Source organism: Streptomyces sp. NPDC047049, from assembly GCF_040643995.1.
Lineage (GTDB): Bacteria > Actinomycetota > Actinomycetes > Streptomycetales > Streptomycetaceae > Streptomyces > Streptomyces mooreae.
This window is the reverse complement of the sequence record NZ_JBEYVM010000002.1, coordinates 165,426-179,926: the sequence shown is the minus strand read 5'-3', so window position 1 is coordinate 179,926 and position 14,501 is coordinate 165,426. Positions and strand designations below refer to the sequence as shown.

Sequence of the window (14,501 nt, the reverse complement as noted above, 5' to 3'; positions counted from 1 at the left end):
ACATACATGGTGGACCACCGCCTGCTCTCGGGGCTGTTCACGCTTCGAGACAGTATCGCTATTCGCGAATTGCAGCAAGGTGCCAGTACGCTGAGGCTTGTCACTTGTCCGGTAAGGCAGCACAGTTGGGTCGGGAGATATCCGTGCCGGAGGATGCCGTGAGCAGCGTCGAGTGGATCACCACGTCAGTGCCGTATCTGACCGCGCGTCAGCCGGGGCAGCCTGACGCGTGGAGCGCCGAGACGGCAGCCAAAGGGCGCCGGGGCAGCCAGCGCATCGTGCAGGCGGGAGAGACCGTCGCGCCCGCCGGGATCGCGGAGGTGCTGGGTCTGCAGCCGGGTGCCGAGGTCATCGCGCGGCGGCGCATCATGTACCTCGACGGCCGGCCGTGTGAGCTGACGGACACCTACTACCCGCTGTCGATCGCCCGCGGTACCCGGCTCGCCGGGACGGCGAAGATCCCGGGCGGGGCGATCACGCTGCTCGCCGAGCTCGGATACGCCGGGGTCCGGGCCCGCGAGGACGTCAGCGCGCGGCTTCCCAGTCAGGAGGAGGCTGAGGCACTGGAGTCGGACGTGACGCAGCCCGTGCTGCAGGTGGTCCGGCTGTCGCTCGACGCCCGGGACCGCCCGGTCCAGGCGGACCGGATGGTCATGCCCGCACAACTCCAGCAACTGCGCTACGACATGAGAATCGGGTGACCCCAGTGACCGGCGACGAGACCGGCCCCTACGACCACCGGCCGCTGCACGAGAGGATCGCCGCCGATCTGCGCGACGAGATCATGAACGGCGACCTGGCGCCCGGCGCCAAGGTGCCCTCCACGGCGCAGCTCAAGGAGCGCTTCGCCGCCTCGAACGCCACCGTGCAGAAGGCGCTGGGCCTGCTGAAGGACGAACGGCTGGTCGTCGGACGGGCCGGAGCCGCCGTCACCGTGCGGGATCACCGGCAGCGGACCATGCGCCCGGCCTCGTACATGGCGCCGGCCGCGGACGGCGAACGCTACCGCTGGCTGACCGAGGCCGAGAAGCTGGGTACCCATGCGCGGAGCAAGCTGCTGCGGGTCGCGGAAGTCGCCCCGCCGGCGGATGTCTCCGCGGCACTCGGACTCCGGGACGGCGGGACAGCCCTGCTCCGTCACCAGCTCCTGCTGATCGACGACGAGCCGGTGGAGCTGGTCAGCTCCTACTACCCGCCGGAGATCGCCCGCGGCACGGCGATCGAGGAGCGCCGGAAGATCAGGGGCGGTACGCCCGCCCTCCTCGCCGAACTGGGATATCCGCCCCGGGTCAGCGTGGACCGGCTCTCGGCGCGGGTGCCCACGCAGGAGCAGTTCACCGCGCTCCGGCTGCCGGGGGACCTCCCGGTGCTGCGCACCCTGCGCGTCGTCCACGGCGACGACGCCGACCGCCCCATCGAGGTCACCGTGATGGTCAAGGCAGGTCATCTCTACGAGATGCAGTACGAGTTCAGGGCGGAGTGAGCGGCAGGCCCGGCCGCCGCGTGGGCGGGTGCGCGGGGCCCGGTGCGTCCGTGCCCGTCGCGTCAGCTCCCCGTGGCCGTGCGCCACGCCTCGAAGTGCTTCCCGAGGCCACTTCACTCGCCCTCACGCCTTCCAGATACCCCATGAAGCGCGCAAGCGGAATTGCAAACACTTCTTCGCGAAGAAGCCTTTGCGGAGAAGTGTTTGCGGTCTAGCGTGCGCGGCATGACTGAATCGAGCGAGCGGCCGTACGGCCCGGGCGCCGAGACGAACGAGGCCTTCCTGGACGCGAAGGGGCTGCGGGCCCTGGCGCACCCGGTGCGCCTGCAGTTGGTCGCGCTGCTGCGCAAGCACGGCCCGTCCACCGCCACCCGGCTCGCCGAGCGGCTGGGCGTCAACTCCGGTACGGCCAGCTACCACTTGCGCCAGCTGGGCGCGGCCGGGTTCGTCGCGGAGGACGCCGAGCGCGGCAACGCACGAGAGCGCTGGTGGCGCGCGGTGCACCAGTCCACATGCTTCGACGATCCGGAGCTGGCGGAGCGGGAGCCGGAGGCCACGCTGGCCTACCTCCAGTCCGTCGCCGCCACGTACACCCTGCGTGTCCAACGGGCGCTCAACGAGCTGCAGACCATGCCCCGCGCATGGCGGGACACCTTCGACATGAGCGGCTGGCCCCTGCGCCTCACCCCCGGGGAAGCCTCGGCCCTGCAGGAGGAGTTGCGGGCGGTCGTCGCCCGATACCGGCGGGACACCCCGGAGGGGGCCGCCGCGGCCCCCGAGGGCACCGAGCGGGTCTCCGTGATCACTCACCTCCTGCCCGAGCCGGCCGCCTCGTCCGCACCGGCCGCCTCGTCCGCACCGGCGGACTCGTCCGGCCCGGGGGCCGGGCCGGGAACGGAGGGGTCGTGACGAGGGCCGCCCCGGCGACCGACGGCTTATCCGGCGGGCGGACCCTGCGGACACTGGGCGGGTTGCTCGCGGCGATGGCGGTGTCGTTGACCGGGACCCGCATCTCGGCCATCGCACTACCCTGGTTCGTGCTCGCCACCACCGGCAGCCCCACCCGGACCGGTCTGGTGGCCTTCTGCGAGATGGCCCCCTACGTCCTGGTCAAGGCCCTCTCCGGCCCGGTGGTGGACCGGGTCGGCGCGCGGGTCGTCTCCTGGTCCACCGACCTGGTCAGCGCGATCGCCGCCGGCACCGTTCCCCCTGCTGCACGCCCTGCATCTGCTCTCGCTGCCGCTACTGCTGCCGCTGGTCGCCCTGATCGGCGCCGCCCGCGGGCCCGGGGACCTGGCGAAGGAAGTCATGGTGCCGGAGGCGGCCGACCGCAGCGGCGTACCCCTGGAGCGTGCCCACCGGACTGGCCGGCGTGACCGAACGGCTCGCCGCCACTGTGGGTCCCGCCGCGGGCGGCGTACTGGTGGCGCTGCTGGGCCCTCTGGCGGGCCTTGCCGTCAACGCGGGATGCTTCCTGCTCGGCCCGGTGATCATGCTGCTGACCCTGCCGCGCGGCATGGGGCGGGCGACGGAGCACGTCCCGTCGCCCCACGGCACGACGGAGTGGGGCTACTGGAAGCGGTTCGGCGAAGGGTTCGCGTTCCTGCGCGGCGAACCGCTGCTCCTGACCATCATCGTCATGGTCGGGATCACCAACCTCCTCGAAGCTGCGTTCAGTTCGGTGCTCGTGCCCGTGTGGGCCCGCACGTCCGGTGGCGGAGCGGCCGTGATCGGCCTGACCAGCAGCGTGGGGGGCGTTGCCGCGATCGCCGGGAGTCTGGTCGCCGCGGCGGCCGCGCACCGATTGCGGCGCCGCGTGGTGTTCTTCACCGGGTTCCTGCTCGCCTGGGCGCCGAAGTTCCTGATCCTTGCCTGCCACGCCCCGATGGGGGCGGTGCTCCCGGTGTTCGCCGTCGGGGGGTTCGGGGCGGGGTTCCTCAACCCGGTGCTGGCGGCGGTCACCTTCGAACGGATACCGCGGCGGCTGCTGGGCCGGGTCAACGCGCTGGGGGATTCGCTCGCCTGTGCCGGTATTCCGCTCGGAGGACTGATCGCCGGAGCGGCGGTGGCCTCCTTCGGGCTCGTGCCGGTGCTGCTGGCCGGCGGGGCCGCCTACTTCGTCACCACGAACGCGACCGGGCTGCGGCCGGAATGGCGCGGGATGGGCACTCCGCGCGAGCACCGCGTCCCCGAGCGCCGCCCCACGGCGGACGAGCGGACACCGCACCGCGACACCGTCGCGTGACCACCGCGGACGGCGGAACGGGCACGGCCCCGGGGTGCCCCCGTGCGCCGGACCTCAGCCCCCGCCCCCATCCCCAGATGCCCTCGCCCCACTCCGCCGGCAGCGCGGCGATCTCGACCTTGGCCGCGTAGTACTTGGGAAGGCGTCCGTGCTCGCGGAGGCCGGACCGGATGGGTGCGCCCGAATCCTGACCGTACGGGAACTCCCCGCGGTGATCCTCGCACTACGGGCGGGGGCGGTGCGGGGCGGCCAGGGCCGCGAGGCACCCATGGGGTCCGCCCGGCTCAGGAGGCCCGCCCGGCCCCCAGGCCGGACTGCCGCCCCCCGAACAGCGGCGCCAGCACCAGTTCCGCCGCGCCGTCCGCGACCACCCGCGCACCGCCGCGGGCGAGTGCCACCGGCACCGCCTCCGCGGCCCCGGCCCTGCCGCGGGTGCGCGCCTGCTCGGCGAGTGCCGTGGTCACGCCTGCGAGGAACGCGTCGGGGTGGTCCAGTACGGTGCGGCCGCCGAGCAGCACCCGGTCGATGTCCAGCAGTTCGACGAGGTTGGCGGCGCCCACACCCAACGCCCGTGCGGCGCCCGGCAGATCGCCGCGGGCCACCGCCGCCAGGCACAGCGCCTCGATGCAGCCGCGCCGTCCGCAGCCGCAGCGCGGACCGTCCCACTGCACGATCTGGTGGCCGAATTCACCGGCGCCGGTGCGCGGGCCGCGGTAGAGGCGGCCGCCCAGGACGAGCCCGGCGCCGAGGCCGGTGCCCAGGTGGAGGTATCCGAAGGAGCCGGCGCCCGACGGTATCCCCTCGGCCAGGCCCAGTGCCGCCGCGTTGGTGTCCTTGTCGAGGACGACGGGCAGGCCGAGGCGTTCGGCGAGCGCGTCCCGCAGCGGGAAGCCGTCCCACCGGGGCGCGCCGGTGACCCGGTGCAGGACGCCGGCGGTGTGGTCGAGGGGGCCGGGGCAGGCCACCCCGGCGCCCAGCACCGGCGGCCCGCCGGCCTCATCGCGCAAGGCGGCGACCTCCCGTCCGACGGTGGCGAGCACCTGCCCGGCGCCCGCCTCGAAGGCGAGCGGGGCACGCCGTACGCCGACCGCTTCGCCCGCGAGGTCGACGAGGACGGCGGTGAGCTCATCGCGGTCCAGCTGCAGTCCGACGGCGTGCCGGGCGCCGGGGACCAGCCGCAGGACGGTGGCGGGCTTACCACCCGTGGAGGCGCGGCGGCCCGCCTCGGCGACCAGGCCCTCGGCCCGCAGCCGGGCGGTGATCTTGCTGACGGCCTGCGGGGTCAGCCCGGTGCGGCCGGCGAGCTCCCGCCGGCTGACGCCCTCCTCGCCGGCCGCGCGCAGCAGCCCGAGCACCAGCGCGGCATTGTGGCCGCGCAGGGCGGGGAGGTTGGCGCCCGGCGGAGCGGCTGCGGGGCCGGCGTGGGGGGTGTCGTTGCTGCTCACCCACCCATTGTCCGCATCGCTTGCACTTTGGCAACAGCGTTGCTTAAGTGGGAGCCATGAGCGAGAAGCGCGACTCCACCGGCACCGCCGCCTCCCACGACCCGCTCCGCGTCGGCCTCATCGGCTACGGCCTGGCGGGTTCGGTCTTCCACGCCCCGCTGATCGCGGCCACCGAGGGCCTGCGGCTCGACACCGTCTCGACCACCCACCCGGAGCGGCAGGCGCAGGCCCGCGCCGAGCACCCCGGGGTCCGTACGGTCGACGCCCCCGAGGCGGTGCTCGCCCGTGCCGCGGACCTCGATCTGATCGTGCTGGCGACGCCGAACAAGACGCATGTGCCGCTCGCCACCGCCGCCCTGGAGGCCGGTCTGCCGGTGGTGGTCGACAAGCCGCTGGCCGCGTCCGCCGCCGAGGCCGAGAAGCTGGCGGCGCTCGCCGAGGACCGCGGCCTGCTGCTCTCCGTCTTCCAGAACCGCCGCTGGGACAACGACTTCCGCACCGCCCGCACGCTGATCGAGCAGGGCGAGCTCGGCGACGTCTACCGCTTCGAGTCCCGCTTCGAGCGCTGGCGGCCGCAGCCCAAGGGCGGCTGGCGCGAGTCCGGCGACCCGGCGGAGCTCGGGGGACTGCTCTACGACCTCGGCAGCCACCTCGTCGACCAGGCGCTGGTCCTCTTCGGCCCGGCCGTCTCCGTCTACGCCGAGTCCGTGGTCCGCCGCCCCGGCGCGGAGGCCGACGACGACTCCTTCATCGCCCTCACGCACGCGAACGGCGTCCGCTCCCACCTGTGGATGAGCGCCACCGCGGCCATGCTGGGCCCGCGCTTGCGGGTGCTGGGCAGCCGGGCGGGCTATGTGAAGCACGGCCTGGACCCGCAGGAGGCCGCACTGCGCGAGGGCCGCCGGCCCGGTGACGGAGACGGTGACTGGGGCGTGGAGCCGGAGTCCCGCTGGGGCAGGATCGGTGCCGGGTCCTCCCCGCAGAGCGGTGGCGGCGAGCGGGTACCGACGCTGCCGGGCGACTACCCCGCCTACTACGCCGCGATCGCACGAGCACTGCGCGAGGGCGGCCGCCCCCCGGTGACCGCCACCGAGGCCGCGGCCGCCCTCCGCGCCCTGGAGGCCGCAAAGCTCTCCGCCGCCGAAGGCCGTACGGTCCACCTCGGAGCGTCCGCATGAGCGCGGCCGGCCCGGGTCGGGAAGCCCGCATGAGCACGCACGGACGGATCGGGGCACGCCCATGAGCGCGGCCGGCACCCCGGCTGCGGCGAACGACGAGATCCGCGAACTGGCGGCGCAGGAAGACCGCCTGGTCCTCGACACCTTCAGCAACGAGGAGGCCTGGCACCTGGGCTCCCTGCTGGTGGAGCTGGCGCGGGAGCGCGGCGCCGCGGTGACGATCGGCATCCGGCGCGGCGCCCAGCACCTGTTCCACTGCGCACTGCCGGGCACCTCCGCCGACAACGACGCCTGGATCGCCCGCAAATCCGCCGTCGTCGAACGCTACGGCGAGTCCTCCTACCTGGTAGGCGCCCGGTTCCGCGCCAAGGGCCGCACCTTCGAGGACTCCTCCCGCCTCGACCCGGACCGCTACGCGGCACACGGCGGAGCCTTCCCGGTCCGGCTGCGCGGCACCGGCGTGGTCGGCGTCATCGCGGTGTCGGGCCTGCCCCAAGCCGACGACCATGCGCTGGTGGTGGAGGGCCTGGAGCGGTTTCTGGCGGCGGGGTGAGCGGGACTCCCCGGCCCCAACTGGCGTCATACGGAAGAGGGGTGGCCCGGCGGCGGGCCGGAGCCGCCCCCGTTCCGTCGTACCACCGCCCCCTCAGGCCCCCTTGAGCTGCTGGCGCTGCCGGCCCAGGCCGTCGATTTCCAGTTCCACGATGTCGCCGGGGCGCAGGTACGGCTTGGGGTCCGGGTGGCCCATGGCGACGCCGGCCGGGGTGCCGGTGTTGATGATGTCGCCGGGGTGGAGGGTCATGAACTGGCTGACGTAGCGGACGACTTCGGCCACCGGGAAGATCTGTTCGGCGGTGGTGCCGTCCTGTTTCAGGTCGCCGTTGACCCACAGCCGCAGGCCGAGGGCCTGCGGGTCGGGGACCTCGTCGGCGGTCACCAGCCAGGGGCCCAGGGGGTTGAACGTCTCGCAGTTCTTGCCCTTGTCCCACTGGCCGCCGCGCTCGATCTGGAAGGCGCGCTCGGAGACGTCGTGTGCCACGGCGTAGCCGGCCACCGCCGCCCGTGCCTGTGCGTCGCTCTCCAGGTAGCGGGCCCGGCGGCCGATGACGACCGCCAGCTCCACCTCCCAGTCGGTCTTCACGCTGCCGCGCGGGACCAGCACGGTGTCCTCGGGGCCGACGACCGTGTCGGGGGCCTTCATGAAGAGGATCGGCTCCTCGGGGGGCGTGGCCCCCGTCTCCCGGGCGTGGTCGTGGTAGTTCAGCCCGATGCACACGATCTTGCCGATCCGGGCCAGCGGCGGACCGGTGCGCAGCCCGGCCGCATCGAGCGGTGGCAGCTCACCGGACGCGGCGGCGGCGCCAAGGCGCGCCAGTGTTCCGTCGTCGGCGAGCAGCGCTCCGTCGATGTCCGGCACCAGGCCGGACAGGTCCCGCAGGACCCCGGCCTCATCGAGCAGCGCCGGGCGTTCCGCCCCCACCGTTCCGACACGCATCAGCTTCATCGGTTCCACTCCCGAGGTCGAAGGTCGGCCCGGCAAAGGGAATTCCGGGCCGTCCGATGGGGGACGGCCATCGAGCGATGCGGCCGATCGTCCAAGAACGGGGTCCGGTCTGCAAGACCCCGTTCACGGACTGGACCGTTACCGGGTGGTAGTGGCGGCCTCCTCGACGGTCTTCCCGACGGTCGTCCCGGTGGGCTTTCCGAGGGTCTTTCCGACGGCCTTCCCGGTGGGTGTCCGGTCGCCGGTCCCGGCCTGGGAGTTGGCCCTCGCGCGGGCCGCGCGCTGCCGGGCCGCGCGGGTCTTCGGCGCGCCCTTGCGGTCCGTTCGCTGCGGCGACGGGCGCTGCGACGACGGACCCTGTTGCGGGGTCCGCGTGCCCGGGGTGCCGTCAGCCGGGGCGGGTGCCTGGTCCCCGGACGGGACGGCGGTCTTCGCCTTGGTGCGGGCCGTTTTCCCCTCGGCCGGCTTCCCCTCGGCCGGCTTCCCCTCGGACGGCACCGCCGCGGTGGCCGCGTCCCCCTCGCCGCGCTCCCGTTCCCGCTCCCGGTCCCGGTGCAGCAGCGCCCGCTCGCAGGCCGTCCAGATCGTCGTCGTGACCGTGTAGAGCCCGGCGGCCAGCGGCACCACGGCCACCGTGATCAGCATGCCGAAGGACAGCAGCGGCATCACCTTGGCCATGGAGGCCATCCCGGGCAGTGCCGCGCCGGCGCCCGCGGCCGGCTGCGGGGCCTTGGCCATCGTGGCGCGGGCCCGGCGGAAGTTCCAGGTGGCGACGGCCGCGATGAGCGCGAACAGGGCGAGGTAGACCCGTCCCTGCGGTCCGAAGGGCCCGCCGTCCGCCAGCGCCTGGCTCCAGTGGCCGCCGAGCGGCGCGCCCAGCAGTGTGTGGTGCAGGAGGCCGCCGCCCCCGGTGGAGAACAGGTGGTACATCACGAAGAAGACGGGCAGTTGCAGCAGGGTCGGCAGACAGCCGGCCAGCGGCGAGGAGCCGGTCTCGGCGTACAGCTCGGACGTCGCCTTCTGCAGGCGCTCGGGGTGGCCCCTGTGCTTGCGCTGCAGTGCGGCGAGCTGCGGGGCGAGCGCCGTACGGGCCTGCTCGCCGCGGGCCGCGGCGCGGGCGAGCGGGTGCAGCGCGGCGCGGACGCCGAGGGTGCACAGAACGATGGTGGCGGCCATGGCCGCGCTGCCGAAGAGCGGGGCGAGCGCCGCGGCGCCGTGCGCCAGCGCGTCGCCGAGGAAGCCGAACAAGGACATGGGTGAGCCCTCCACGGGGTTTCGTCGTGCCGGGAAGAGAATTTCGGCGTGACGAGCCGCGCGGACGCGGAATGCGGTGCGGTGACCGGACCGGATGCGGTGCCGCGGACCTGCGGTGCGGTGGTGCAGACCGGATGTGGTGCTGCGGACCTGCGGTGCGGTGGTGCGGACCGGATGCGGTGCGGTGAGCGGACCGGGCGTCTACGCGGCCGTCGGGAGGGCGCGGCCCGGTGCTCGGGGGCGCGGGCGGCCGGCCGCGTCGGGATCACGTTGGGGCAGGAACGCCGTGCGCCGCTCGCGGTCGCGCAGGGCCGTACGGATCCGGCCCGGCGGCAGCGGCCGGGCGCAGGCCGCGATCAGGAAGGCGCGGCACAGGAGCAGCAGCGCACCGGTGGTCGCGGCCGCGGTCAGGGCGGCGGTGAGCCCGGTCTGCGTGAGCAGGAAGCCGGCCAGGACGAAGAGGAGTGCCGAGGTGTACAGGCGCCAGACATCGAGGATGCGGTACATCCGGCGGCCTCCTGGGGTTGTCCGGTCGTCAAGACTTATCGGCTTCCGCTCAAGAGTAGCCACAGATCTGGGCAGCCGGGAGCCCGGCCGATAACTTGCCCCCCTGCCGTCGGGACGTCGGCAGGACCAGGGGGCCAAGGGGGAACACCTAGGAGGTGCTGTGCGCGACATCAGCGTTCCGGCCGTGGCGGCTCGACTGCGGACCGGCGGTCTTGCCGATTCCGTCTTCGACACCGCGACCCACCAGCCGGATTTCGCTCAGCTCGCCCGCCGCGACGCCAGAGCGTCCGATGGTTGGCAGGAGGTGTCCGCGGCGGAATTCCGGGACGAAGTCATGGCCCTGGCCAGGGGGCTGCTGGCGGCCGGGGTACGGCCCGGCACCCGGGTCGCGCTGATGTCCCGTACGCGCTACGAGTGGACGCTGTTCACCTATGCGCTGTGGGCGATCGGCGGACAGCTCGTACCGGTCTATCCGACCGCATCGGCCGAGCAGGTGCGCTGCATCCTCGCCGGGGCGAAGGTCACCGCGATCGTCGTCGAGAACGAGGCGCAGGCCATGACCGTGGCCGAGGCCTGCAACGAGGAGGCCAGACTGCGCCGGCTGTGGCAGCTGGACCTGGACTGCGTCCGGCGGCTGACGGAGGAGGGCACCCGGCTGCCCGAGGCGGAGGTGCACCGGCTGCGCCACATGGTCTCCCCGGAGGGGATCGCGGCGATCGTGTACACCTCGGGGACCACCGGGCGCCCGCGCGGCTGTGTGATCACCCATGCCAATCTCGCCGCCGAGTGCGACACCCTCTACGCGGGCTGGGGCGGACTGCTGGCCGCGCCCGGCGAACGCCCGTCGCTGCTGGCCTTCCTGCCGTTCGCGCAGATCTACGGGCTGATGGTGCAGGTGGCATGTCTGCGCGGCGGGGTGAAGCTCGCCCACCAGCCCGATGTGTCGTCGGAGGAGCTGCTGCCGGCCCTGGCCTCGTTCCGTCCGACGTTCCTGTTCGCGGTGCCGTACGTCTTCGAGAAGATCTGCGCCCGCGCCCGGCTGGCCGCCGAAGCGGCGGGCCGGCGGCGGACGTTCGACGCGGCGATGACGGTGGCGGTGCGCTACGCGGAGGCGATGGCCGAGGAGGCGCGGGGCACCGGGCGCGGACCTGACCCCTTCCTGCGGGCCCGGCACGCGCTCTACGACCGGCTGGTCTACTCCCGCATCCGGCAGACGCTGGGCGGCCGGGTGCGCACCGCGGTCTCCGGCGGCTCACCGCTCCTGCGTGAACTGGGCCTGCTCTTCGCCGGGATGGGCATCACCGTCTACGACGGCTACGGCCTGACGGAGACCAGCGGCGCGATCACCGTCCAGCCGCCCGGCAAGGTGCGGTTCGGGACGGTGGGCCGCCCGCTGCCGGGCAGCGCGGTGCATCTGGCGCTGGACGGCGAGGTGTGGGTGCGCGGTCCGGTGGTGTTCGCCGGCTACCTCGACGAGGACGGCACCACGGGCAGCGGGCTCTACGACGGCTGGCTGCCGACCGGCGACCTGGGGCATCTGGACGACGACGGCTACCTCGTCATCACCGGCCGCAAGAAGGACATGCTCATCACCAGCAACGGCAAGAGTGTGGCCCCGCAGGGGCTGGAGCAGCGGCTGTGCTCCCATCCGCTGATCTCGCAGGCCGTGGTGGTCGGCGACAACCGGCCCTATGTCACCGCGCTGCTCACGCTGGACCCCGAGGCGCTGGAGCACTGGCGCAAGCTGCGGGACGAGCCCAGCGCCGACAGCACGGCACCGACGCCGGAGGAGCAGTTGCAGGCGGAGGTGCGGCGGGCGGTGGCGCGCGCCAACGCGTCGGTGTCGCGGGCCGAGTCGATCCGCGCCTTCCGGGTGCTGCCGGGCCAGTTCAGCCAGGAGTCCGGGCTGATGACGCCGTCGCTCAAGCTGCGCCGGGCGGCGATCGTCACCACCTACGCGGCGGAGATCGACGCCCTGTACGCGGAGGGCAAGCGCGAGGACCCCGGCACGCGCCGGGACCGCCGCCGCTGGGCCGCGGCGGGGCTGTACGCGCGCTGAGCACGCGCACACCGCGCTGGACGGGCCCGGCCGGGCATACGAAATCCGACGCACGTCACCCGTTCCCCCGGCCGGGCCCGCATGCGGCACCGTAGCAGTGCCACGGCGGGCCCGGCCGTAATTTGTCCAGGGGTGAGGACCCGGGCCCGCCGGGCCGGTGCGGCGCTTAGCGTCCGGTGGGATTCCAGTAGTGACGAACCGGGAGGCCGTGTGCGGTCCATCCTCAGCAATTCCGCAACATCCGGGCGGACCATCGCTACCGGCCTGGTGGTTGCCGCGCTCGTGGCCACGCTCGCGGCGCTGCTGCTGCCCGTCCAGCTCTTCGGCGAGTCCGCGGCCGCGGCGACCACCACCCTGTCGTACGACGACGACGGCGGCGGCACGGTCGAGACCCGCTACGGTCCGCTCACCGCGATGGACCGGGACTTCGTACGCAAGGTCAAGCTGGCCGGGCTGTGGGAGCTGCCCTCCGGCCGGATGGCGCAGCAGCGCGGGACGACCGCCGCCGTCCGCACGGCCGGCAACCACCTCGTGGCGGGACACACCGAGCTGGACCGGCGGTCGAACGAGGCCGGGCGGGCGCTGGGCGTCGACCTGCCCACGGAGCCCAACGTCGCCCAGCAGGGCTGGCTCGGGCAGCTCAAGACCGCCCAGGGCAAGGAGTTCGACGCGACGCTGGCCGAGTTGCTGCGCCGGGCCCACGGCAAGGTCTTCGGGCTGATCGCCCTGGTCCGCGATCAGACCAGGAACACGATGGTGCGGGCCCTGGCGGACCGCGCCAACAGCGTCGTGCTGGACCACATCACGGTCCTGGAGAAGACCGGGAACGTCGACTTCAACACCCTGCACACCAGCTGACCGCAGGCAGTTCCCGGTTCTTCGGATCCGCCCACAACCCCTGTGAAACCGACCAGGACCACACCCCTCACATCGGACGAAGCGAAGTGATCTCATGAGGCAACGGCAACAGGCCCATAAACGCTCGCGTTTGACGAACAGAATGCTCATCGGCGCGACCGCCCTCCTGCTGGGCGGCGGCGGGCTGGCCGCCTACGCCACCACGGCGCTGGCGGGCAACCAGACCACCCCCGGCACGGCGTCCGGCCACCAGCACACCGCGTCCGGCATCACCATCTCCTGCCCCGATGTGGGCGAACGGCTGCGGACCGTCCCGCGCAGCGCCCAGCTCCCGGTCTCCAAGGGGCTGTCCGCTCTCGACAAGCAGGTGCACGACGCGTACCACAAGATGATGGGCGGCAGCGGCAGTGCCGTCATGGCCCCGCTCAAGGCGCAGCGGGAGAAGACCATCAGGATGATGGTCACCGCGATCGCCAAGAACACCAAGCGGCCGGGCTATCTGATCAAGATGAGCGGCTGTACCACCAAGCCCGTGACCGAGGGCGCCGGCACGGGCGGCAACGACTCCACGAAGACCGTGAAGGAGGGCTGGTACCAGGGGCAGACCCCGAACCAGACCCAGGACGGCCAGCAGGGGCCGCAGCAAGACCAGCAGGGCCAGGACCCGAACCAGCAGGACCCGAACCAGCAGGGCGGCCAGCAGGGCGGCCAGCAGGGTCAGGCCGGCGGGCCCTCCCCCGACGACTTCGTGGACATCACCACCGTCCAGCCGAACGCGGACGCCCCGCCGTTCGGCGCCCCCAGGGGAGGCAACGCCTCGACCGGCACCTTCACCACCGAGTGCGGGCGCAACGAGGACGGCCACTTCAACTCCGACAACGTCATCGTGACCCCGGGTGTCAGCAACGGCGCCCACCACACCCACGACTACGTCGGCAACAAGGCCACCGACGCCTTCGCCGACGACAACAAGCTCGCCGCCTCCGACACCACCTGCAACAACGGCGACCAGTCCACCCACTACTGGCCCGTGCTGCGCAAGCTGGACGGCAACGCGGAGCAGAAGCCGGGCGCCGCGCAGGACGCCAACGTCGGCACGACCCTGACCCCGGCCACGGTGACCCTGAAGTTCCGTGGCAGCCAGGTCGGCCAGGTCGAGGCGATGCCCCGCTTCATGAAGATCATCACCGGCGATGCCAAGGCGTTCACCAACGGCACCAAGAACGCCAACGCCTCCTGGAGCTGCACCGGCTTCGAGGACCGGCAGCTGAAGGACAAGTACCCGCTGTGCCCCGAGGGTTCCCAGGTCGTGCGGACCTTCGCCTTCCAGAACTGCTGGAACGGCCGGGACATCGACAGCGGCAACCACCGTGACCACGTGGCGTTCTCGGACCAGAACGGCGTCTGCCCCAACGGCTTCAAGGCGATCCCGCAGCTCACCCAGCGGATCACCTACGACGTCCCGCAGGGCGACAGCTTCGCGGTGGACAGCTTCCCCGAGCAGCTGCACAAACCGGTGACCGACCACGGCGACTTCATCAACGTGATGCCGGACCAGCTGATGAGCAAGGCGGTCGACTGCATCAACAGCGGCCGTAACTGCACCTGAAACCAGCCCCGGTGAGCCCTGAGCCCCTTGGGGGATCCCCCGAGGGGCTCACTCACGGGCCGTCGCCGGCGGGTGGCCGCGGTGGTCGGTGGGCGGCGATCCGTGTGGGGCCGGCGGGGCTTGGGCGGTGGAGTGGCGCCCGGTGGGCGGCGGTCCGTGTGGGGTCGGTGAGCGGTGGCGGGTGGCTGATGGCCGGTGAGCGCTCTCGGTCGTCGCGGCCCTTGGCCGTGGAACGTGTCCCGGAGCCCGGGGCCCGTGGCCGTCGCCCGTGGCGTGACCCCGTGGCCGTGACCTCGTGGCCCTCATCCGAGGGGCCCTCGCCCGAGGGCCCGTCGCCCGAGGCCGTGCCCCTGGCCCGC

At 73.1% G+C, this 14,501-nt stretch carries 12 protein-coding genes and 2 pseudogenes; 9 read left to right on the top strand and 5 right to left on the bottom strand.

What is annotated here, in order from left to right:
* Positions 1-158: 158 nt before the first annotated feature.
* The 4 genes and pseudogenes from ABZ851_RS04940 to ABZ851_RS04925 all read left to right on the top strand — a co-directional run bounded on the left by ABZ851_RS04940 (position 159) and on the right by ABZ851_RS04925 (position 3,728).
* On the top strand, positions 159-701 hold the full coding sequence (locus ABZ851_RS04940; RefSeq protein WP_361122242.1) for a UTRA domain-containing protein: 543 nt from the start codon (positions 159-161) through the stop codon (positions 699-701).
* Complete coding sequence (locus ABZ851_RS04935; RefSeq protein WP_361122239.1) at positions 698-1,483, top strand: GntR family transcriptional regulator; 786 nt, start codon at positions 698-700, stop codon at positions 1,481-1,483. The genes ABZ851_RS04940 and ABZ851_RS04935 overlap by 4 nt, the downstream gene beginning before the upstream one ends.
* A gap of 225 nt (positions 1,484-1,708) precedes the next feature.
* A complete protein-coding gene (locus ABZ851_RS04930; RefSeq protein ID WP_361122236.1) occupies positions 1,709-2,392 on the top strand; it encodes a helix-turn-helix domain-containing protein in 684 nt (227 codons plus the stop codon).
* Positions 2,389-3,728 (top strand): annotated as a pseudogene (locus ABZ851_RS04925) (MFS transporter). The gene ABZ851_RS04930 and the pseudogene ABZ851_RS04925 overlap by 4 nt, the downstream one beginning before the upstream one ends.
* A gap of 79 nt (positions 3,729-3,807) precedes the next feature.
* Here the strand turns inward: ABZ851_RS04925 and ABZ851_RS04920 are convergent.
* Positions 3,808-3,900: pseudogene (locus ABZ851_RS04920) on the bottom strand (GntR family transcriptional regulator); the annotation flags it as partial.
* Between the two features lie 112 nt (positions 3,901-4,012).
* Positions 4,013-5,173 (bottom strand): ROK family transcriptional regulator, encoded by a 1,161-nt coding sequence (locus tag ABZ851_RS04915; protein WP_361122233.1) that lies wholly within the window; start codon positions 5,171-5,173, stop codon positions 4,013-4,015.
* Between the two features lie 56 nt (positions 5,174-5,229).
* Between ABZ851_RS04915 and ABZ851_RS04910 the strand changes: the two genes are divergently transcribed.
* Together ABZ851_RS04910 and ABZ851_RS04905 are read left to right on the top strand one after the other, a co-directional pair.
* Complete coding sequence (locus tag ABZ851_RS04910) at positions 5,230-6,351, top strand: Gfo/Idh/MocA family oxidoreductase (RefSeq protein ID WP_361122230.1); 1,122 nt, start codon at positions 5,230-5,232, stop codon at positions 6,349-6,351.
* Positions 6,352-6,412: 61 nt separating this feature from the next.
* On the top strand, positions 6,413-6,904 hold the full coding sequence (locus tag ABZ851_RS04905) for a heme-degrading domain-containing protein (protein WP_361122227.1): 492 nt from the start codon (positions 6,413-6,415) through the stop codon (positions 6,902-6,904).
* Between the two features lie 93 nt (positions 6,905-6,997).
* On the opposite strand, the gene ABZ851_RS04900 is transcribed toward ABZ851_RS04905, so the two are convergent.
* From ABZ851_RS04900 to ABZ851_RS04890, 3 genes are all read right to left on the bottom strand, one after another.
* A complete protein-coding gene (locus ABZ851_RS04900) occupies positions 6,998-7,855 on the bottom strand; it encodes a fumarylacetoacetate hydrolase family protein (protein WP_361122224.1) in 858 nt (285 codons plus the stop codon).
* 138 nt (positions 7,856-7,993) lie between these two features.
* The gene (locus tag ABZ851_RS04895; RefSeq protein ID WP_361122221.1) at positions 7,994-9,109 is read right to left on the bottom strand and encodes a YidC/Oxa1 family membrane protein insertase; all 1,116 of its coding nucleotides are present in this window, start codon (positions 9,107-9,109) and stop codon (positions 7,994-7,996) included.
* Positions 9,110-9,310: 201 nt separating this feature from the next.
* Complete coding sequence (locus ABZ851_RS04890) at positions 9,311-9,616, bottom strand: DUF6412 domain-containing protein (protein ID WP_088797820.1); 306 nt, start codon at positions 9,614-9,616, stop codon at positions 9,311-9,313.
* A gap of 160 nt (positions 9,617-9,776) precedes the next feature.
* On the opposite strand from ABZ851_RS04890, the gene ABZ851_RS04885 reads away from it, so the two are divergent.
* The 3 genes from ABZ851_RS04885 (at position 9,777) to ABZ851_RS04875 (ending at position 14,142) form a co-directional block, all read left to right on the top strand.
* Complete coding sequence (locus ABZ851_RS04885; RefSeq protein ID WP_361122218.1) at positions 9,777-11,675, top strand: AMP-dependent synthetase/ligase; 1,899 nt, start codon at positions 9,777-9,779, stop codon at positions 11,673-11,675.
* Between the two features lie 210 nt (positions 11,676-11,885).
* The gene (locus ABZ851_RS04880) at positions 11,886-12,533 is read left to right on the top strand and encodes a DUF4142 domain-containing protein (RefSeq protein ID WP_361122215.1); all 648 of its coding nucleotides are present in this window, start codon (positions 11,886-11,888) and stop codon (positions 12,531-12,533) included.
* A gap of 142 nt (positions 12,534-12,675) precedes the next feature.
* Positions 12,676-14,142: a DUF1996 domain-containing protein gene (locus ABZ851_RS04875; protein WP_361123716.1), complete on the top strand. Its 1,467-nt coding sequence runs from the start codon at positions 12,676-12,678 to the stop codon at positions 14,140-14,142.
* Positions 14,143-14,501: the final 359 nt, after the last annotated feature.

Bases quoted from the DNA above. Each gene is read 5' to 3' on its own strand.
- ABZ851_RS04930 (WP_361122236.1), top strand. From the start codon at position 1,709: ATGACTGAATCGAGCGAGCGGCCGTACGGCCCGGGCGCCGAGACGAAC.
- ABZ851_RS04910 (WP_361122230.1), top strand. From the start codon at position 5,230: ATGAGCGAGAAGCGCGACTCCACCGGCACCGCCGCCTCCCACGACCCG.
- ABZ851_RS04905 (WP_361122227.1), top strand. From the start codon at position 6,413: ATGAGCGCGGCCGGCACCCCGGCTGCGGCGAACGACGAGATCCGCGAA.
- ABZ851_RS04900 (WP_361122224.1), bottom strand. From the start codon at position 7,855: ATGAAGCTGATGCGTGTCGGAACGGTGGGGGCGGAACGCCCGGCGCTG.
- ABZ851_RS04895 (WP_361122221.1), bottom strand. From the start codon at position 9,109: ATGTCCTTGTTCGGCTTCCTCGGCGACGCGCTGGCGCACGGCGCCGCG.
- ABZ851_RS04890 (WP_088797820.1), bottom strand. From the start codon at position 9,616: ATGTACCGCATCCTCGATGTCTGGCGCCTGTACACCTCGGCACTCCTC.
- ABZ851_RS04875 (WP_361123716.1), top strand. From the start codon at position 12,676: ATGCTCATCGGCGCGACCGCCCTCCTGCTGGGCGGCGGCGGGCTGGCC.